Here is an 18,808-nt window from a genome sequence, read left to right on the forward strand (position 1 = left end):
GCTCGGTGGGACGATGAGGGCATGCCTTACGCGGAACCGCTGTCAGCGGAAGAGATCGATGCCCGGCTCGGCGGCCTCGACGGCTGGGCGGTGAGCGAGGACGGACGCACGCTGCACCGTACGTACCACCTCGCGCACCTGCCCGCGGCGATCTTCGCCCTGCACATCGCCGGGATCCAGGCCGAGCTGAACCACCACTCCGACCTCACCCTCGGCTACGACACGCTGCGCGCGGAGATCACCACGCACGCGGCCGGCGGGCGGCTGACCGGGAAGGACTTCGACCTGGCCGACCGCATCGCCGCCGTCGCGCCCGGCCACGGCGCCCGCTAGCCGCCAGGTCAGTCGACCCCCGGGTAGCGGACCCCGATCTGCTCCCGGATGGTGTCCAGGGTGCGCATCACGGACAGCGTGCCGGCCAGCGGCACGAGCGGGGACCCGGTCAGCCCCTGCTGGAGGCAGCGCGTCACCTCGGCGGCCTCGTAGCGCATCGTGCCGCGGTCGAGTCCGTCGTCGGTGACCTCGGAGAAGTGCACGGTGTGCGGGGTCTCGCCCTGGCGGTGCAGGACGAAGCGGTCGGGGTTGAAGAAGCCCTCGGGGATCTCGATCCGCCCCGCGGTGCCGGTGATCGTCGCCGGCGCACCGGTGTCCGCGGTGAAGGTGCAGGTCAGGGTCGCCACGGCGCCGTCGTTCCAGCCGAGCAGTATCCCGGTGTTGTCGTCGACGCGCTCCGGGGTCAGGTGCGCCCAGGCCTGTACGGTGTCGGGCTCGCCGAGCAGCAGCTGCGCGAAGGACACCGGGTAGACGCCCAGGTCGAGCAGCGCGCCGCCGCCCTGCGCGGGGTCGCGCAGCCGGTGCTCGGGCGGGAAGTCGCCGCCGAAGCCGAAATCGGCCGAGACGTTGCGGATCTCGCCGATCGCCCCGTCGGCGACGACCGCGGCCAGGTGGCGTATCAGCGGGTTGCAGTACGTCCACATGGCCTCCATCAGGAACAGCCCGCGGTCCTCCGCGAGCTCCACCAGCTCGCGGGCCTCGCGCGAGTTCAGGGTGAACGCCTTCTCGCACAGCACCGCCTTGCCGGCCTCCAGGCACAGCCCGGCAGCCGCCCGGTGCGCGGAGTGCGGGGTGGCCACGTAGACGACGTCCACGCCGTCGTCCGCGGCCAGTTCGGCCCAACTGCCGTACGCCCGCGGGATCCCGAACCGCTCGGCGAAGGCCTTCGCGCCCTCGGCGCTGCGCGATCCGACCGCCACCACCTCGGCGCCCGGCACGGTGGCCAGCGCCTCGGTGAAGGTCGCGGCGATACCGCCGGTGGCCAGAATGCCCCAGCGCACAGTGCGCTTCACGTCACTCATCAATGCCCCACTACCTGGTCTCGGCTGTCCCCGATCACTGAAAGAATAGGCAACGATTCAACGACCCTTGATGGAGAGTGCCACCGTGCAGGACGCCGGTCCGAGATCCGCTGCTCAGGCCACCGCCCCGACCCCTTTCGCCACCCTCACCCCCGCCGCCGGCCGCCAGGCCCGCGTCGGACTGCTCGTCACCCTGGTACTCGGCGGCCTCACCGCGCTGCCGCCGCTGTCCATGGACATGTACCTGCCCGCGCTGCCCCAGGTCACCGACGCCCTGCACAGCACCTCGTCCACCGTCCAGTTCACCCTGACCGCCTGCCTGGCCGGCATGGCGCTCGGCCAGCTCGTGGTCGGCCCGCTCAGCGACCGCTTCGGGCGCCGCAAGCCGCTGCTGATCGGCATGGTCGTCTACGTACTGGCGACCGCCGTCTGCGCCTTCGCGCCCACCGCCCCGCTGCTGGTCGGCTTCCGGCTGCTCCAGGGCCTGGCCGGCGCCGCCGGCATCGTGATCTCCCGGGCCGTCGTCCGGGACCTCTACGACGGGGTGGAGATGGCCCGCTTCTTCTCCACCCTCATGCTCATCTCCGGCGTGGCCCCGATCGTGGCCCCCGTCATCGGCGGCCAGATCCTGCGGCTCACCGACTGGCGCGGCGTCTTCGTGGTGTGCACGGCCATCGGCATCCTGCTCACCACGGTGGTGTGGCGCTGGCTGGGCGAGACCCTGCCGCCGGAGCACCGCCACACCGGTGAGCTGGCCGGCACCTTCAGCGCCTTCCGCGGCCTGCTCGCCGACCGGGTCTTCACCGGGTACGTCGTCGCCGGCAGTTTCGGCTTCGCGGCACTGTTCACCTACGTGTCCGCGTCGTCCTTCGTGGTGCAGGACATCTACGGCGCCTCGCCGCAGACCTTCAGCCTGCTGTTCGGCCTGAACTCGATCGGCATCGTCGGCATCGGCCAGCTCAACGGCAAGGTGCTCGTCGGACGGGTCTCCATGGACCGGGTGCTCGGGGTCGGCCTGGTGCTGATCACCGCGGCTTCCGCGGCGCTCGTGCTGCTCACCACCGGTGTCTTCGGCCGGGCCTCGCTCGCCGAGATCGCGGCCGCGCTGTTCGTCCTGATGGCGTCCATGGGCCTGGTGCTGCCCACCACGAACACCCAGGCGCTGCTGCGTACCAAGCGCAACGCGGGATCGGCCTCCGCGCTGATCGGCACCTCGTCCTTCCTGATCGGCGCGCTGATCGCGCCGCTCGCGGGAGTCGCGGGCGACGGCACCGCGGTACCCATGGCCGTGACCCAGCTGACCTGCACGCTCATCGCCTGCGCGGCCTTCGTCGGGCTCTGCGTGCCGGGCAGACGTACCGTGGAGGGACCGTAGGCCGAACAGGCGATCACGTCGCCTGGCCATCAGGAGGAAGCGATGTCCGATCCGGACGAACGCACCTGGGCGTTCAAGACAGCCGACAGCTCGCTGCACACGGGGTCAGAGACCGGTGTCGACCCGGAGGACCTGGTCATGGCCTCCGGGCGGGACTGCACACCGGAACTGATCGAGAAGGCCCGCAAGGATCTGGAGGAAAATGGCCCCGCCGCTGTCGAGAGGTACCTGCCCTGAGGCGGGCCTCGATGCCGACGAGATCGGCCTGATCGTCCCGGAGCTGGCCGCCGCGCTGGAGCCGGCGCCGGCAGGGGAGGCGGCGCTGCCGTGGTGCGCGGGGGCCGTCGTGCTGGCCGGGCGCGGCCCGGTGGTGGCGCTGCACGAGGCGGTCGGCTGGGCGGTGCGCTACCGCTCGTACGACGGCGGCGCCGGCCGCGGGGTGGAGCTTCCGGCGGCGGAGCGGGTGCCGATGCGGCCCGGCACCGTCTTCGACCTGGCCTCGCTCACCAAGCTCTTCACCGCTGTCGCCGCTGTCCAGCAGGTCGAGGCCGGCGCCCTGGACCCGGACCGCCCGATCACGGCGTACGTCCCCGGTCTCGTGCCCGGCATCACCCTGCGCCACCTGCTCACCCACACCTCGGGGCTGCGTCCCGAGCTGCCGCTTTACGACCTGCCGGGACCCGGGGAGCGGGCGGCCGCCCTCGCCGCCGAGCAGCCGCTCACGCCGCCGGGCGAGCGGCGCTGCTACTCCGACCTGAATCTGCTGCTCACCCAGACCCTGCTGGAGCAGGTCACCGGCCGGCCGCTCGACCGGCTGGTCGCCGACGGCATCACCACGCCGCTCGGCATGGCCGCCACCCGCTTCGCCCCGCCGCCCTCCTGGCTGCCGCGCATCGCGGCCACCGAGGACCAGCGGCGCCCGTGGGGCAAGCTCGACCGGGGCATGGTGCACGGCACCGTCCACGACGAGAACGCCTACGCGATGGGCGGCGTCGCGGGCCACGCAGGCCTCTTCTCGACCGCGTGGGACCTGGCGGTCTTCGCCACCGCGCTGCTCGACGGCACCCTTCCGCTGCTCGACGGTCTCGGCTTCGAGACCGACCAGCCGTGGTTCATGGGTGAGCTGGCCGGCCGCGGCACGTTCGGCCACACCGGCTTCACCGGCACCAGCCTGGTCATCGACCCGGCCACCGGCTCGTACCTCGTCCTGCTGGCCAACACCGTCCACCCGGTCCGCCACCGCCAGGGCAGTGTCCCGCGCGCGAGGGCGGCCTCGCGGCTGGCGAGGGCGGCCCCGGTGCGCTGAAGGGGTCAGCGGAAGATGCCGGTGTGGCCCAGCGAGTAGCGGCCGGGCTGCGGGTAGACGGCCAGCCCGTGCGGGCCCGCGCCGACCGGGATCTTGGCCAGGGTGCGGCCGGTGGCCGTGTCGAGGGCGTAGACCTCGGCGTCGTAGCGGCCGGTCAGCCAGAGGACCTTGCCGTCGGCGGAGACGCCGCCCATGTCGGGGCTGCCGCCGCCGTCGATGTGCCACTTCGCGCTGAGCCGGCCGGTGGCGAAGTCCAGCAGGGAGACCGAGCCCTCACCGCGGTTGGTGATGTAGAGGTACTTCGAGTCGCGTGACACGTAGAGGCCGTGGGCGCCCTTGCCGGTGGGCAGCAGCACCGGCTTGGAGAAGGTGTCGCCGTTCATCGTCCACACCCCGTTGGCGACCATGTCGGCGATGTACCAGGTGCTGCCGTCCGGCGAGATCTTGACGTCCTGCGGCATCGCGCCGTCCATCGGCAGCCGCTGCTGCCCGATGATCCTCATGGCCGCGGTGTCGACCTTCAGCAGCTCGCCGGAGAACTCGCAGCTGACGATGAAGTAGCGGCCGTCGGGCGAGAAGTCGGCGTGGTTCACGCCGTAGCAGCTCACCGGGACGATCTTCCTGATCGCCATGGTGTGCGCGTCGCGGAAGACCAGCTGCCGGTCGAGCGAGGCCATCACGATCGCGTACTTGCCGTCGGGCGTGAAGTAGAGGTTGTAGGGGTCGTGGACGGAGACGGCCTCGCCGACGTGGCCGTCGGACGGGTCGATCGGGGTGAGGCTGTTGCCGACGTCGTTGTTGACCCACAGCGTCCGCAGGTCCCAGGACGGCACGACGTGCTGCGGCTGGAGGCCCACCGGGATGGTCCTGACCACCTTGTACGTCTTCGGGTCGATGACCGAGACGGTGTTCGACTCGGTGTTCGGCACGTAGACCAGCGAGGGGAAGCCGCGGACCACGGGCGACAGCGCGTTCGGGCGGTCGGCGGCGTAGACGTCCTTCTGGTTCACCAGCGGCGGCATGCCGGCCAGCCCCGGGTGGGCTGCGGCCGCGCGCCGCTGCGCCTTGACGGCGGCCTGCGCGGCGGCCGCCTGCGCGGCCAGGGCGGCCTGCGCGGGGGAGGGGGCGAGCGACCGGGTGCCGCTGTCGCCGCATCCGGCGGCCAGCACGGCGACGGCGGCGACCGCGGCGGTGACGGCCGCGCGGCGGAGGGGACTCAGGTGACGGCGCATCAGCTCAGCAGCTCCGAGGTCGTGACCGCGCGCAGGCCGCGGCGGTGCAGGTCGTCGAGGATCCCGGGCAGCGCGGCGACGGTGCCGCTGTGCCCGAAGTGCAGCGAGACCACAGAGCCGGGTCCGGCCTTGGCGGCCACGGCGGAGCGGACCGCCTCCGCGCCCGGGTCGGTGTAGTCCAGCGGGTCCACGTCGTACGACAGCAGGTGCGGGTAGCCGGCCTTCCTGGCCAGCGAGACCACCAGCGGGGTGGTGAGCCGGGCCTGCGAAGGCCGGAACCAGCGGCCCGGGCTGCCGGTCAGCCGGCGCAGCCGGCCGGCGCAGCCCTCGATCTCGGCGGTGGCCGCGGCGGCGTCCATGGCACCGATGTCGCCGTGCGTCTGGGTGTGGTTGCCCAGCTCGTGGCCGCCCGCAAGCACCCGGGCGGCGAGCTGCGGGTAGGCGTCGAGCCAGTCGCCGACGGCCAGCACGGTGACCCGGGCGCCGAAACGTTCCGCCTCGGTCAGCAGCACCTCGGCCTGGGCGGGGTCGCCCTGGCCGTGGAAGGTCAGGGCCAGTTGCGGGCGGGTGCGCGGGCCGTGTTCGATCTGGTCGGGCAGCCCCGGCGGCAGCGGAGGCAGCGGCGCCACCGGGGTGACCGTGGCGGGCGCCCCGCTGCGCGCGGCGGACGCCGCCCCGGCCGCGGGCGGCGGCATCGCGGGGTCCGGCCCCGCATGCGGGGCGCTGCCGCCGGTGCAGCCGGACAGCAGCGCCTCGGAGGCGGTCACCTGGAGGAGGTTGCGGCGAGAGATCGACATTGGCGCCCACTTTAAGGCGTAATATCCGATTCATCCCACCGGTGGCGCCGCGCGTCCCACGGATGCCGCATCGGCGGCGGCACGCCCCTGCCATCATGGGCCTTCGCGTCCCGCCCGCGGCGGCCCCAGGGCCCGCCGCGGACGGCGGGCCTGTCCTAGGGGAGACGAGGGCGCACGTGATACCGACACCGGCCGACCCGGCGCCCGCGGCGCCGTCCGGCGGGCCCGCGGAGCACGCCCCCGCGGCGGCCAGGCCGCTGCGATACGGCGAAGCGCTGCACCGGCTGGCCGACGCGCAGAAGACCGCCAAGGGCGTCTCGCTCTACTCGCGGTACGTGAACAGGCCCGCAGGGCGCGTGCTCGCCGCGGGCGCCTACCGCGCCGGGATGACACCCGACCAGGTCACCCTCGTCAGCGCCGCCCTCAGCTACGGCGGCATCGCCGCCCTCGCGATCGCCGCGCCCTCGTGGTGGCTGGCCCTGGCCGTCTACGCGGCGCTCGCGGTCGGCTTCGCCTTCGACTCCGCCGACGGGCAGCTCGCCCGGCTGCTCGGCACCGGCGGACCCGCGGGGGAGTGGCTGGACCACGTGGTGGACTGCGCGAAGATCACCGCGGTGCACGCCGCCGTGCTGATCACCTTCCACCGGCACTTCGCCCTGCCGGGCGACGGCTGGCTGCTGCTCCCGCTGGGCTTCCAGCTGGCGGCCGTCATGATCTTCTTCGGCGGGCTGCTGACCGACAAGCTCAAGCCGAAGGCCGCGGCGCCGCCCGCCGCCCCCTCACGGCTGCGGGCGGTCGCCCTGCTCCCGGTCGACTACGGCGTCTTCTGCGCGGTCTTCCTGCTGCTCGGCAGCCAGGACGCCTTCCGCTACGGCTACCTCGCGCTCTTCGCCGTGCACGCCGTCTTCCTCGCGGCCTTCCTCACCAAGTGGTTCAGAGAGCTTCGGAGGGTCTGACCGGCTCGCCCAGCACGTCGAGCGCCCGGCGCAACTGGGTGCTCGACGTGTGCACGGTGTAGGGGAAGTACACGATCTCCACCCCCACCGCCGCGAAGTCGCGCTCCAGGCGCAGCCCCTTGTCCGTACCGCGCCAGTCGTCGCCCTTGAACAGCACGTCGAACCTGACCTGCCGCCAGGTCTCCACCTTGTCCGGGACCGTCTCCACGAACGCGGCGTCCACGAAGCGCACGCTGCGGACGATCTCCAGCCGCTCCACCAGCGGCACCACGGGGCTGCGGCCCTTGGCGAGCTGCGCCATCTCGTCCGAGACCACCCCCGCCACCAGGTAGTCGCACTGGCTGCGCGCGTGCCGCAGGATGTTGAGATGGCCGACGTGGAAGAGGTCGTAGACCCCCGGTGCGTAGCCGACCCGATGTGTGCCGACCTGTTGTGCGCTGACCCGATGTGTCATGACACGACCCCCCAGTCGCACGGAAAACCGTACAACGCTCCCAGGCGTTGCGGAGTCTCAGACGATAGCCGGGCCACCGCGCGCCCAGCCGGTGAATCGCGAAGTCCGATTGCCGGGATGCGACGATCGGCAAGCACGGGCGTGATGCCCCGGTGAACGGATAGTGTGGGCAGTTGTTCGTCTCTGGGGGGAAGGAACACTCCGTGGCCGATTCCGGCACGCGCCGCCGACTGCTGCTGGTCTCCACCAACTACGCACCCGAGCACGCCGGAATCGGCCCCTACGCCACCCAGATCGCCGAGCACTGGGCGGCGGGCGGCGCCGAGGTGCACGTACTCGCGGGAATGCCGCACTACCCCGCCTGGCGGGTCGACCCCGCGTACGCGGGTGTGTGGCGCACCGAGGAGGAGCGGGCAGGCGTGACGGTGCACAGGCGCCGCCACACGGTCCCGCCGCGGCAGACCGCCCTGCGCCGGGCGCTGTTCGAGGCGTCGGTGCTCGGGCACGGCCTGTGCGTGCCGCCCGCGATGGGCAGACCGGACGCCGTCGTCGCCCAACTGCCCAGCCTGGCAGGGGGGATCATCGGCGCCCGGCTCGCCCGCCGGCACGGGGTGCCGTATGTGCCCGTGGTCCAGGACCTGATGGGCGCCGCCGCCGCGCAGAGCGGCATACGCGGCGGCGGCAGGGTCGCCGCCGTGGCCGGTGCCGCGGAGTCCTACGCGCTGCGCAGAGCCACCCTGGTCGGCGTGATCCACGAGACGTTCGTGCCGAAGGTCGCCGCGCTCGGCGTGCCCGAGGACCGGATACGGCTGGTGCCCAACTGGTCGCACGTCCGCAGCCCTTCGCGCCCCCGGGAGGAGATGCGCGCCCGGCTCGGCTGGCGGCCTGAGCACACGGTGCTGCTGCACTCCGGCAACATGGGCCTCAAGCAGGGCCTCGAAGTCCTGGTGGCGGCCGCCAGGCTGGACCCCGCGCTCCAGGTCGTCCTGATGGGCGACGGCAACCAGCGGGAGAAACTGCGGGAGTCGGCGGGCGGCCTGCCCAACCTCCGCTTCGCGCCGCCCGCGGACGACGCCGACTTCCCCGACGTGCTCGCGGCCGCCGACGTGCTCGCCGTCACCCAGCGGGCGTCGGTGCTGGACATGAGCATCCCGTCCAAGCTCACCTCCTACTTCGCCGCGGGACGCCCCGTGCTCGCCTCGGTGGCCGCGGCCGGCGGCACCGCCCAGGAGGTCGAACGCTCGGGCGCCGGGGTCGTGGTCCCCCCGGAGGATCCGCGCGCGCTGCTGGACGCGGTGCGCGCACTGGCCGATGATCCTGACAGGGCCGACGCGCTGGGGGCGCGCGGGCCGGTCTACGTACGGGAGCACCTGAGCCGCGAGGCCGGCCTCGCACGGATCGACGCGCTGCTCGCGGAAGCACTGGGCGAGCGCCCGCGGGAGACGACGACGGCCGCGGCGGAGCCCGGGACCGGGGAAGACGAGGGGGCGCAGGCCAAGTGACCGACGTGACGCGCACGGAGCAGGCACCGGACGAACCCGACCTGCTGCGCGACCAGTTCCGCCAGCTGATCCGCTACCGGGCACTGATCGTGGCAGGCCTGCTGGTCGGCCTGCTCGGCGGCGCCTACCTCGCCTTCAGCGGCGCCGACACCTACACCGCGACCAGCGAGGTACGCGTCAAGGCCGCCATAGAGGATCCCTTCGTCGCCGGAGCCACCGCCGACAAGAACATCGACATCGGCACGGAACGGCAGAGCGCGCTCAGCAGCACCGTCGCCGACGCGGCGGCCAAGGCCACGGGCGCCGAGGTGGCGGTGATGTCGCGCTGCCTCCAGGTCACCAACCCGCCCAACACCCTGGTGCTGCGCTTCACCTGCGCCGCGGACAGCGCCCGGCACGCGGCGGACTGGGTGAACGCCTTCATGAAGGCCTACCTCGACGACCGCCAGGCGCAGACCAAGGCCACCGTCCAGCGCATGGTGACCAGTTACCAGTCCCAACTGGACCCCATGGTCACCCAGCGCAACGACCTGCTCGACCAGATCGAGCACGCCAAGACCAACCAGATCGTCGGCACCCTGGTCTCCTCGCAGACCAACCTGCTCAGCCGGATCACCGAACTCAACGCCGACATCAGCGGTCTGCGCGCCCTGGACACCACACCCGGCATCATCATCAAGCCGGGAGTGCCGCCGCAGGCGCCCTCGGGCCCGGGGCTGCCGATGATGCTCGGCCTCGGCGGCGGCGTCGGCATCGCACTCGGACTGCTCGGCGCCTGGGTGCGCCTGGTGTTCGACCCGACCGTGCGCAGCGAGAGCGAGGTCACCCGCGCGCTGGGCGCCCCCGTGCTCGGCACCCTGCCCCGGCTGCGCGGCCGGGCCGCGGCGGCCGGCGGCAGGGACGGGCTGCTGGCGGGCGGCCGCGGCGACGGGCGGCTCGCGGAGGAGTACCGGGCGGTCGCCTTCCGGCTCACCCACGACAAGCGCTTCTCCGAGCGGCGCCGCCTGCTGGTCGTCGCCCCGCGCGGCACCGGAGAGACCCCCGCGGCAGTCGCCGTCAACCTGGCCGCGTCCTTCGCCGAGATGGGCATGGAGGTGCTGCTGGTCGAGGCCGACCTGCGCACCCCCGGGCTGTCCGGCCGGCTGCGCACGGCGGACGGCGCGAGGCCCGGCTGGGCCAGAGCGCCGGGCCTCGGCGAGGGCGGCTGGCCCGCGGGGCTGCAAATGCCCATCGACGCGGGGGAGTCCGGCTCCTTCGACCTGGTGCCAGGACGCCGGGTGCGCAATGTGGCCCGCGCCCTCACCTCCGCCCCTGCCGGGCGGCTCTTCGCGGAGGCCGACGAGCCCGGCTCGGTCGTGGTCGTCCTCGCGCCGCCCGTCCTCGGCTACGCCGACGCCGTCGCGCTGGCCGACCGCGTCGACGGCGTCGTCGTGGTGTGCGACCCGCGGGCGGTGCACCGGGTCGACCTGGAACGCGTACGCGAACTCATCGACGCCGCGGGCGCCGCCGTCCTCGGCGTCGTCCTGCACTCCGCGGAAGCCGGCAGCACCCGCCGCTTCGGCTTCCGGCGGTCCTCCCGGCCGGCCGGGCCCCCGGCGCCCACCGCCCCGCGCGACGGCGAACCGCCGCGCGAGGCGACCAGCACCCCGCCGGAGCGCCACCCGGTCCCTTGACCGGCCCCGCCCCGCGGCATCCCGCCGCGGCCGGGGCCTCCCCAGCCGACCCGCCGGCGGCCGACCCGCCGGGCGGTACGCCCGCGTCCGCGGTGTCCGGCGCCCCCGTGGTGTCGGCTCGCGTCGCCGAGGATGCCCCGGAGGCCGACCCGCCGGGCGGTACGCCCATGCCCGCAGTGCCCGCGTCCGGCGTGCCCGAGGAGGCGCCGGAGGCCGACCCGCACGGCGACGGCGACGGCGTCCACGAGCGGAGCTCCGCGGGCATCGGCTCCAAGGCCGCCATCGTCAGCTCGGTAGCCGACCAGGGCGTGGCCGCCTTCACCAACATCATCGTGCTGGTGGTCGCCGCCCGGCTGTCCACCGCGGCCGGCTTCTCGGTCTTCTCGATGGTCTACATGATCTTCACCGTGCTACTCGGTGTCGGCGTGTCCTACGTCGGCCAGGCGCTGGTGCTGGAGCGCGGTACCGAACGGGTACGGGCCGCCTGCCGCTCCGCGGCCGCCTTCACCGCGGTCGCCTCCACCGCGATCGGCCTCACGATGGCCGCCGGGCTGAGCCTGGCGGACGGCGCGACCGCGCACGGCCTCGCGGTGCTCGGCCTGGTGCTGCCGATCGTCCTCACCCAGGACGGCCTGCGCTACTGCTTCTCCGCGCTGCGGCTGCCGCACTACGCCCTGGTCGGCGACACCGTGCGGCTGCTGGTGGCGGTGCCCGCACTGGCGGTGCAGCCGCACGGGGCAGGGCCGCAGCGGCTGGTGGCGGTGTGGGGGCTGTCCGCGCTGCCCGCGCTGGTGGTGGCCGCCGCGCTGCTGTGGCCGCGGGTCAGGGGAGCGCGGACGGACCTGCGGAAGTTCGTCAGGCGCGGGCACCTCGGGCAGCGGTTCGTGATCGAGTTCGGCGTCGGCAATGCGACCAGCCAGCTGGCCGTGGTCGGCCTCGGCCTGTTCGCCGCGCCTCTCGCGGTCGGCGCCCTGCGCGGCGCCACCACCCTCTTCGGCCCGATGAACGTCCTGTTCAACTCCGCCACCGCCTTCGGGCCGCCGCTGCTCAACCGGGTACGCGGCACCGACGGCAAGGTCCGGGCCACCGCGGTGCTGGCCGTCGCCCTCGCCTGGGTGGCGGTGGTCTGGACGATCGTGCTGATGCTGCTGCCCGACCATGTCGGCAGGCAACTCCTCGGCGACACCTGGGCGGCGTCCTCCGGGCTGCTCGCCGCGTCCGGCAGCCAGTACGCGGGCATCGCGCTGGGCACCAGCGCCCTGCTCACCCTGCGGGTGCTGCAGCCGAAGGCGACACTGCCGATCCAGGTGGCCTTCTCCCTCGCGTCGGTCGCCTTCATGCTCGGCGGCTACCGGATCGACGGTGTCTACGGAGCGGCCTGGGGCCTGTGCCTGGGCTCCGCGCTCAAGGCGGCCGCCCTGTGGCTGCGGATCGCCGCCGTCCGGCGCCGCCCGGTGCCCGCCGCCGGGCGGCAGGCCCAGGGCGGCACCGGCGAGGCGGTCACCGCAGGATCTTCCGCCGGTCCTCGCTGAAGGTGGTGACCAGGGCCAGGCACACGGCCGCGATGCCGATCCGGCCGGACGCCTGGAGCAGCGGGCCGCGCAGCAGGATGAAGGAATACCCGCACACCAGCGGGATCACCACCGCCATCACCGTGCCGGGCCTGCCGTCCTCCACGGTCCGCTGCGCGTAGCGCCGGTCGCCCCGCGCGCACAGGTAGCCCAGTGCGAGGAATCCGCCGGTCATCCCCACCGGGCCGAAGTCCAGCCACAGTTCGGCCCACAGCGGGGACGACAGGTTGGTGTTGGTCATGCCCATCCACTGGCCGACCTGCACACCTGAGTCCAGCGGCTTGCCGTGCCACACGGAACGCGGCACGAAGAAGAAGACATCGGCGGCCAGTTGCCGCCCGTGGGCGTGGCCCTTCCTCGAGTGCACGAAGGTCAGGGTGTTCGCGAACATCCCCACCTGGTCGTAGTCCTTGATGGTCAGCGGCTCCAGCACCGACGTGGACTGCACCGGGTGGTAGCCGCCCGAGTCGTAGCGGAAGCGGTCGAGGAAGGGGAAGAGGAGCAGCGCCGCGACCACCCCGGTCACCAGGGCCGTCCTGTACATCACCGGGCTCCTGGGGAAGGCGGTGAACAGCAGCGAGAACACGACGGTCAGGAACCAGTAACGCGGGTTCGACACCGGGTTGTTGACGATCGCGTTGATCACCACGAGGCCGCAGAGCGCGGCGATCGCCAGCGGGGTGCGCCGGGCCACCCGGGAGGTGATCATCCAGCGTACGAGGAACAGCATGGCCAGCAGGGCGGGTACGGTCCCGAAGCCGCGGATGAAGGCCGAGCCGACGTGGCTGTCGCCGCCGCCGGCCAGCCCGCTGGACTGCACGGACTCGCTGATCGCCTGCCGGCTGCTGAAGAAGACGGCAGGGCCGCCGAGTTTGAGGATGGAGATCGCGCTGCCCACGTAGGCGACCGCGATCAGCAGCCACAGCCTGCGGCGGGACACCTGGGCGGACGGGCGCGCCCGGCGCACCCGGGCAGCCGGTCGGTGCCGGGCCAGCAGGGCGCCCACGTCGAAGGCGACGCAGCCGACGAGGACGAGGACGATCGCGGTCGTGGTGTCGGACCGCGGGCCGACCACCGGGGTGGGGACCTGGCCGATCACCTCCTGGGCGAGCGGTGCGACGCCCATGGCCACGTAGACGAAGAGCCAGAAGGCGCCCTGGATCAGCCGGCGCCTGCGGGTCAGGACCATGGCGGCGAGCCGGCCGCCGGAGTAGACGGTCAGGGTCAGTTGCAGCCAGTACGCCGCGTCGCGGACGCCGGTGCCGGGCTGCCCGACGACGTAACCGGGCAGCAGGCCGACCAGTGCGAGGGCGAGCGGCACGGCGAGCGCGCGGGACAGTGCCGCGCGGGGCACGGAAGCCGTCGCCCTCGCGGGCTGCGCCGCACGCGGGCTCGCGCTGAGCGTCACGCCTCCACCCCCTCCCCGGGTTCCGAGTCTATTCGGGCTGCCCGTCCGCGGTGGGCTGTCGCGCGGTTCCGGGTGCCCTGGAGAGGCGCCCCGGCTGTCGGCTTCGCGGGTGCGGCGGGCGTTGCGCGGGTCGTGGTGACAAAAGGGCGGAAGGGGCGCGGGGCGGGGCGTACCCGGATAGGCTGCGGGGGAGCGGTGCCTGGGGGCACCCGGGGGGAAGGGAGAGCGCATGCGGGTCTTGCATGTCGTCACGCTGCACACGCCCACGAACGACTTCGGCGGCCCCACCAGGGTGGCCCTGAACCTGTGCGCGGGCCTGCGCCGCAAGCAGGTGGACGCCCGTATCGCCACGCTGGGCGACAAGTTCACCGGCCCCCTCCCCACGGAGGTGGAAGGCGTGCCGTCCTTCGTGCACCAGGCCCGGCACGTGCTGCCCGCGTTCGAGGTGAGCGGCATCACCTCGCCCGCGCTGCTGGCCAGGGCGCGCCGCATGGTGAAGGGCGCCGACGTGGTCCACGTCCACCTCATGCGGGACCTGATCACGCTGCCCTTCGCGCTGATCGCCCTGGAGGCGGGCGTCCCCCTCGTGGTGCAGACGCACGGCATGATCGACCCGACCGAGAAGCTGTTCGCGAAGGCCGTCGACCTCCTGGGCATGAAGCGGGTGCTGCGCAAGGCGGACGCGATCCTGCACCTGACGGAGATGGAGCGGGAGGGCGTCCAGGCGGTCGTCCCGACGACCCCGCTGCGGACCTTCCACCGGCTGGTCAACGGGGTCACCCCGCAAGAGGCGCGCCCGCCGCGCGGCGACCGGCCGCCGACGGTGCTCTACCTGGCCCGGGTGCAGAAGCGCAAGCGGCCTGAGGACTTCGTCAACGCGATGCCGGCCGTGCTCGCGGAGCACCCGGACGCCAGATTCGTGCTGGCGGGACCCGACACGGGTGACCTGACAGGGCCGATGCGGAAGCTGGCGGCGGATCTGGGGGTCGCCGGGTCCCTTGAGTGCGTGGGCGCGCTCGGCCACGACGAGGTGCTGGCCCGGCTGCGGGCGGCCGACGTGTACGTACTCCCCTCGGTGGTCGAGCCGTTCGCGGTGTCGATCCTGGAGGCGATGTCGGTGGGCTTGCCCGTGGTGGTGGCCCGCACGGGCGGCCTGTCGCCCGACGTGGCGGCGGCGGGGGCGGGCCGCGTGACCGACAGCCTGCCCGACGCCGACAACGGCCCGCTGGTCGCGCGGGCGATCCTGGAACTGCTCGACCCGGCCGCCAACGAGCAGGCCTCGCGGGCCGCCCGGCAGCTCGTCGACGACCGCTTCTCGATCGACGCGGTCGTCGACACGCTGCTCGGCGTCTACGCCGGTGTCATGACGCCGGGCGGCGCTGTTCGCGGGTTTTGAGCCCGATCTGCCAGCGGTAGAAGCTCATGGCCAGGGCGTAGTCCAGGCCCGCCCGGCCGTCCAGGAAGCCGCGCTTGTAGACGTAGGCGTAGCCGAAGGACACCAGCGGCTTGAAGGGCACCTTGTGGAAGAGCTGCCCCTGCCGGGTCTTGACCTTTCTGATCTGCTCCTTCACCTGCGGGTTGAGTTCGAGCCACGCCTCCCAGTCCGAGTAGCGGTTGTGCCGGTCGAACCAGGTGCGCACCGGGTCGAGGTCCTCGTGCTCGATCGGGGAGCGCAGCCGGGCGGCGGACTCGGCCACCGGCTGGTAGTGGCCCTCCTGCTCGCCCATGCCCGGCGCGTCGAGGTCGCCGACCTCGGGGAAACGGCAGCGGGTGCGGTCCATCAGGGCGCGCTTGACGATGGTGTAGCCGTGCCGCAGCCGCCGACCGGCGAACCAGTAGCCCAGCGGGATGTCGAAGGCCGCGACCGACGGCGGCCCCGCGGCGAACACCGACCGCAGCTCGCCGAGCAGTTCGGGGCTCGGCGTCTCGTCGCCGTCGAGGAAGAGCAGCCACGGGATCTCGGGGTGCACCTGGTCGAGGCACCACTGCTTCTTCTTGGGGTAGCGGCCGTCCCAGGTGTAGTCGACGGTCTCCGCGCCGAGTTCCGCGGCGATCTTGCAGGTGTCGTCGGTGCTGTTCGAGTCGACCACGACGACGGCCTGGACGTGGTCGATGACCGACGACACCGTACGGGCGATGTTCTCGGCCTCGTTCTTGGTCGGTATCGCCACGACGAGCGGCAGCTTGTCCATCAGGTCCCTCCGGTGGCCAGCCAGGCGTAGCACCCGCTGGACGTGACGCCGCGCGCGGCGGCCGGTACGGTCAGCCGGGCCGTGCCGCCCGACGTCAGGGTGGCGCCGTTCGCGCCGGTCACCCGCCAGGAGCAGGACGGCGACGGATGCGGCGCGCGGTAGCTGCCCGGCGCCACCGAGGTGCCCGGCACGGCCGTGCCCGCCACCGTGAAGGTCCCGTCGGCGAAGCCGCGCCGTGCGGCGTCGATGACGGGCTGCTGGTCGGGGCAGAGCGCGCCGACGGCCGCGGCGGCACCCGACATGCTGATGTCGCCGGTGACGATCGCGCCGGCCGCCGCGTCCTTGTCGACCTTCGCGGTACGGGTCAGCCGCTCGCAGATCTCCTGGCCGCCCTCAAGCACCGCGACGGGGTCGGTGCCCTTGGGCACCCGGCCCGACAGGTAGGTCTTCTGCTTCCGGGTGAAGGTGCCGCCGCCGGGCGGCGTGAGCCGCGCGTCGGGCACCTTGGGGGCGTCGGCGGCGGACCCGGGCGCCTCGGTGGCGGGCGCGGGCGCGGCGCTGTCCTGTGCGGCGCCAGGGGTGCCGGAGCGGGCGCCGGCCGGAACCTGGGCGGCGGTCGCCGGGCGGTCCCCGGCCGTGGCGCCGCCGGAGCCGCAGCCGCCGAGCAGCAGCGCTGCCGCCGCCGTCACGAGGACGGCGGCGGCAGCTGCCGGGCGACGCCGGGGCAACCCCCGGGCGAAGCTCTGGGGGAGTGTCACCCGGCGGTCCCGAGGGCGTAGTGGTTCGCGACCTGCGCCGGCGTGAGGACCGTCGGGTAGACGGCGGCCTCGTCGATCGAGCCGGCGAAGTACGAACTCGCGGGAGCCGAGGGCCAGCTGCCCAGGCTGTCGTAGCCGATGTGCCAGTAGCCCTGGTAGTTCTGGCTGGTGGTGACCGTGGGGTCGGCGGCCCGCAGTACGCCGTCGACGTACAGCCGCATCCCGCCCGGGCCCTGGGTGGCCACGGCATGGTGCCAGTTGCCGTCGTTGTAGGCACCCGGGGTGGTGACGATCCGGGTGGCACCGGTGTAGACGCCGAAGATCAGCCGGCCGTTGTTGGCCATGTAGATGTGCTTGTCGTAGTTGCCGCTGGGGTGGGTGGAGTTGCTGCCGAAGCCCATGAGCTTGCCGCCCGAGGTGGTGGTCGTCTTGAACCACGTCTCGATGCTGTACTGGGTGGGCGTGGGGTGCAGCCGGTCGCTGTAGGTCCACTGCGACGAGCCGTTGAAGGTGTAGGCCTTGGATCCCGGCACCGCGCCCGGCGTCACGCCGTGCACGGGACCGCCGACGCTGATCCCGCTGTCGTCACCGGTCGAGGAGTCCGCGTTGTACGACCCGGAGGCCGCGTCGTATCGCCAGTACAGGCTCGCCCCGTCGGCGAGCACCTGGGCCGGGTACGCCTCCGCCGACGCCGGCACGGTGGCCGAGGCGTTGGGGGACAGCGCGCTGGTGTTGGTGCCGTCGCTGGCCGAGACCCGGTAGGTGTACTTCACGCCGGGGGTCACATCGGTGTCGGTGTACGTGAGCTGCGGCCTGATCCACGGCAGCGAGCTGCCGGTGACGGTGTAGACCGGGGTGCTGCCGCCGTTGCGGTAGACCCGGTAGGTCAGCAGGCCGTCGTCGGTGTCGGTGCTCGACTGCCAACTGACCTTCACCGAGCCGGGATCGATGCTGGTCGCCGACGTCTGCGGCAGGGTCGGCGCCCCGGTGTCGGGACCGCTGGCGAAGCGGGTCAGGCCCTGCTGGGCCGTGCCGTTGACGGTGGTGAACTCGCCGCCCACCCACAGGTAGTCGGTGCCGCCGGAGGACGACAGCGCCATCACCCGGGGGCCGATCTTCTCCCCGATGCCGTCGTTGGTGTCGGGGAACCAGGCCAGCAGGTGCGGGTCGTCCACCGACTCGGCCAGCAGGTGCTTGCGCACCGAGTCGGGGTACTCGCCCATGCTGGAGCAGTCGTGCGCGTGGCTGCCGCTGTAGAGCACGGTCTGGTGGACCGCGAGCGACTGGGTGGCGCCGAGGCAGTTGTCCCGCCACACCTGGTTGAAGTCGGTGAGGCTGATCCTGATCCGGCCGTCGAAGACGCCGCCGCCGGTGCCCTCGTTGGCCACGTAGAAGCTGTTGCTCGCCGCGTCCACGACGATGTCCTTGGTCACCGAGGTCGCGTCGATGAAGCCGGTCGGATACGCCTTGACCAGGGCGCCTGTCGTGGTGTCGACCACCGCGATGGAGTGCGAGTTCACCCCGTCCACGGTGTTGAAGTCGCCGCCCAGGATGGCGTCCTGGCCGTCGGGGGTGAGCCCGAGCGCGCGGCCCGGGTTGTCGGCGTTGGGCGCCCACGGCAGCAGTGAGCCGTCGGTGCCGACCGCCGCGTAGCGGCCCCTCGGCTGGCTGTTGACGGAGGTGACGTCGCCGCCGAAGAAGACGGTGTCGGCGGTGGCCTGGATGGCCCGTACCGTGCCCGCCACCCCGGGGTGGAAGGTGTTGCTCACCGCGCAGGTGTCCAGGTCGATAGCGGCGAGGCTGCTCACCCCGACCCCGTTGACCTGGCCGAAGAAGCCGCCGGCGTAGAGCGTGTGGCCGTCGGGCGAGACCGCCAGCGCGCGTACCGTCGCGTTGTTGGAGCCGACGGTGAAGTTCAGCCGGCATCCCGCGGGTTGTCCGGTGGCCGCGTCGAAGGCGGCGAAGTTCGCCACCGCGGTCTCGTTGGTGCCGGCCGCGGATCCGGCCGGTCGGATCGCGGAGAAGGTCCCCGCGGTGTAGACGATGCCGTTCGCCTGGGCCATCGCCCAGACGACGCCGTTGGTCTGATAGGTGCCGAGGTTGTCGGCGGTCAGGCCGACAGGTGGTTGGAGTGCGGTCGCCGACGGTGACGACAGTGCTCCCAGCGTCGCGGCTGCCAGCACGGCGGCAGCCGAGAACACCGGCCATTTACGCATGAGTTGCCCCCCA

General features: G+C 73.0%; 17 protein-coding genes. 9 read left to right on the plus strand and 8 right to left on the minus strand.

What is annotated here, in order from left to right:
• Positions 1–21: 21 nt before the first annotated feature.
• The gene (locus tag ACGFMP_RS07850) at positions 22–333 is read left to right on the plus strand and encodes a 4a-hydroxytetrahydrobiopterin dehydratase (RefSeq protein WP_393670988.1); all 312 of its coding nucleotides are present in this window, start codon (positions 22–24) and stop codon (positions 331–333) included.
• Between the two features lie 8 nt (positions 334–341).
• On the opposite strand, the gene ACGFMP_RS07855 is transcribed toward ACGFMP_RS07850, so the two are convergent.
• A complete protein-coding gene (locus tag ACGFMP_RS07855; protein WP_393670989.1) occupies positions 342–1,355 on the minus strand; it encodes a Gfo/Idh/MocA family protein in 1,014 nt (337 codons plus the stop codon).
• Between the two features lie 70 nt (positions 1,356–1,425).
• Between ACGFMP_RS07855 and ACGFMP_RS07860 the strand changes: the two genes are divergently transcribed.
• Genes ACGFMP_RS07860 through ACGFMP_RS07870 form a run of 3 tightly spaced genes read left to right on the plus strand, consistent with a single transcriptional unit; the run spans position 1,426 to position 4,036 of the window.
• Positions 1,426–2,730 carry a multidrug effflux MFS transporter gene (locus ACGFMP_RS07860; protein WP_393670991.1) on the plus strand — a complete coding sequence of 435 codons (1,305 nt, stop codon included), beginning with the start codon at positions 1,426–1,428 and terminating at the stop codon, positions 2,728–2,730.
• Between the two features lie 42 nt (positions 2,731–2,772).
• Positions 2,773–2,967 (plus strand): hypothetical protein, encoded by a 195-nt coding sequence (locus ACGFMP_RS07865; RefSeq protein ID WP_393670992.1) that lies wholly within the window; start codon positions 2,773–2,775, stop codon positions 2,965–2,967.
• Positions 2,933–4,036: a serine hydrolase domain-containing protein gene (locus ACGFMP_RS07870; RefSeq protein WP_393670993.1), complete on the plus strand. Its 1,104-nt coding sequence runs from the start codon at positions 2,933–2,935 to the stop codon at positions 4,034–4,036. Before ACGFMP_RS07865 ends, ACGFMP_RS07870 begins: the two co-directional genes overlap by 35 nt.
• A gap of 5 nt (positions 4,037–4,041) precedes the next feature.
• Here ACGFMP_RS07870 and ACGFMP_RS07875 read toward each other — a convergent pair whose 3' ends face one another.
• Positions 4,042–5,268, minus strand: a complete 1,227-nt coding sequence (locus ACGFMP_RS07875; protein ID WP_393670994.1) for a beta-propeller fold lactonase family protein — start codon at positions 5,266–5,268, stop codon at positions 4,042–4,044.
• Complete coding sequence (locus ACGFMP_RS07880) at positions 5,268–6,065, minus strand: polysaccharide deacetylase family protein (protein ID WP_393670995.1); 798 nt, start codon at positions 6,063–6,065, stop codon at positions 5,268–5,270. Before ACGFMP_RS07880 ends, ACGFMP_RS07875 begins: the two co-directional genes overlap by 1 nt.
• Before the next feature lie 257 nt (positions 6,066–6,322).
• Here ACGFMP_RS07880 and ACGFMP_RS07885 point away from each other — a divergent pair, with 257 nt between their 5' ends.
• Positions 6,323–7,021, plus strand: coding sequence for a CDP-alcohol phosphatidyltransferase family protein (locus tag ACGFMP_RS07885; RefSeq protein ID WP_393671367.1), 699 nt, complete (start codon positions 6,323–6,325; stop codon positions 7,019–7,021).
• Here ACGFMP_RS07885 and ACGFMP_RS07890 read toward each other — a convergent pair.
• On the minus strand, positions 6,999–7,475 hold the full coding sequence (locus tag ACGFMP_RS07890; RefSeq protein WP_393670996.1) for an adenylyltransferase/cytidyltransferase family protein: 477 nt from the start codon (positions 7,473–7,475) through the stop codon (positions 6,999–7,001). The two genes, ACGFMP_RS07885 and ACGFMP_RS07890, sit on opposite strands and share 23 nt — an antisense overlap.
• A gap of 236 nt (positions 7,476–7,711) precedes the next feature.
• On the opposite strand from ACGFMP_RS07890, the gene ACGFMP_RS07895 reads away from it, so the two are divergent.
• The 3 genes from ACGFMP_RS07895 (at position 7,712) to ACGFMP_RS07905 (ending at position 12,182) form a co-directional block, all read left to right on the plus strand.
• The gene (locus ACGFMP_RS07895; RefSeq protein ID WP_393671368.1) at positions 7,712–8,977 is read left to right on the plus strand and encodes a glycosyltransferase; all 1,266 of its coding nucleotides are present in this window, start codon (positions 7,712–7,714) and stop codon (positions 8,975–8,977) included.
• Positions 8,974–10,650, plus strand: a complete 1,677-nt coding sequence (locus ACGFMP_RS07900) for a lipopolysaccharide biosynthesis protein (RefSeq protein WP_393670997.1) — start codon at positions 8,974–8,976, stop codon at positions 10,648–10,650. The genes ACGFMP_RS07895 and ACGFMP_RS07900 overlap by 4 nt, the downstream gene beginning before the upstream one ends.
• Before the next feature lie 263 nt (positions 10,651–10,913).
• Entirely contained in the window at positions 10,914–12,182 is a 1,269-nt protein-coding gene (locus tag ACGFMP_RS07905; protein ID WP_393671369.1) for a hypothetical protein, read from the plus strand.
• Here the strand turns inward: ACGFMP_RS07905 and ACGFMP_RS07910 are convergent.
• On the minus strand, positions 12,151–13,575 hold the full coding sequence (locus ACGFMP_RS07910; protein WP_393671370.1) for a hypothetical protein: 1,425 nt from the start codon (positions 13,573–13,575) through the stop codon (positions 12,151–12,153). The genes ACGFMP_RS07905 and ACGFMP_RS07910 overlap by 32 nt on opposite strands.
• A 283-nt stretch (positions 13,576–13,858) precedes the next feature.
• Here ACGFMP_RS07910 and ACGFMP_RS07915 point away from each other — a divergent pair, with 283 nt between their 5' ends.
• On the plus strand, positions 13,859–15,025 hold the full coding sequence (locus tag ACGFMP_RS07915; protein WP_393670998.1) for a glycosyltransferase: 1,167 nt from the start codon (positions 13,859–13,861) through the stop codon (positions 15,023–15,025).
• Here the strand turns inward: ACGFMP_RS07915 and ACGFMP_RS07920 are convergent.
• From ACGFMP_RS07920 to ACGFMP_RS07930, 3 genes are read right to left on the minus strand one after another with little or no spacing between them, the layout of a single operon-like run.
• Positions 14,991–15,821 (minus strand): glycosyltransferase family 2 protein, encoded by an 831-nt coding sequence (locus ACGFMP_RS07920; protein WP_393670999.1) that lies wholly within the window; start codon positions 15,819–15,821, stop codon positions 14,991–14,993. The genes ACGFMP_RS07915 and ACGFMP_RS07920 overlap by 35 nt on opposite strands.
• Complete coding sequence (locus ACGFMP_RS07925; RefSeq protein ID WP_393671000.1) at positions 15,821–16,579, minus strand: hypothetical protein; 759 nt, start codon at positions 16,577–16,579, stop codon at positions 15,821–15,823. Before ACGFMP_RS07925 ends, ACGFMP_RS07920 begins: the two co-directional genes overlap by 1 nt.
• Positions 16,576–18,795 (minus strand): LamG-like jellyroll fold domain-containing protein, encoded by a 2,220-nt coding sequence (locus tag ACGFMP_RS07930; RefSeq protein ID WP_393671001.1) that lies wholly within the window; start codon positions 18,793–18,795, stop codon positions 16,576–16,578. The genes ACGFMP_RS07925 and ACGFMP_RS07930 overlap by 4 nt, the downstream gene beginning before the upstream one ends.
• Between the last annotated feature and the right edge of the window lie 13 nt (positions 18,796–18,808).

Source organism: Streptomyces sp. NPDC049040, from assembly GCF_043197715.1.
Lineage (GTDB): Bacteria > Actinomycetota > Actinomycetes > Streptomycetales > Streptomycetaceae > Actinacidiphila.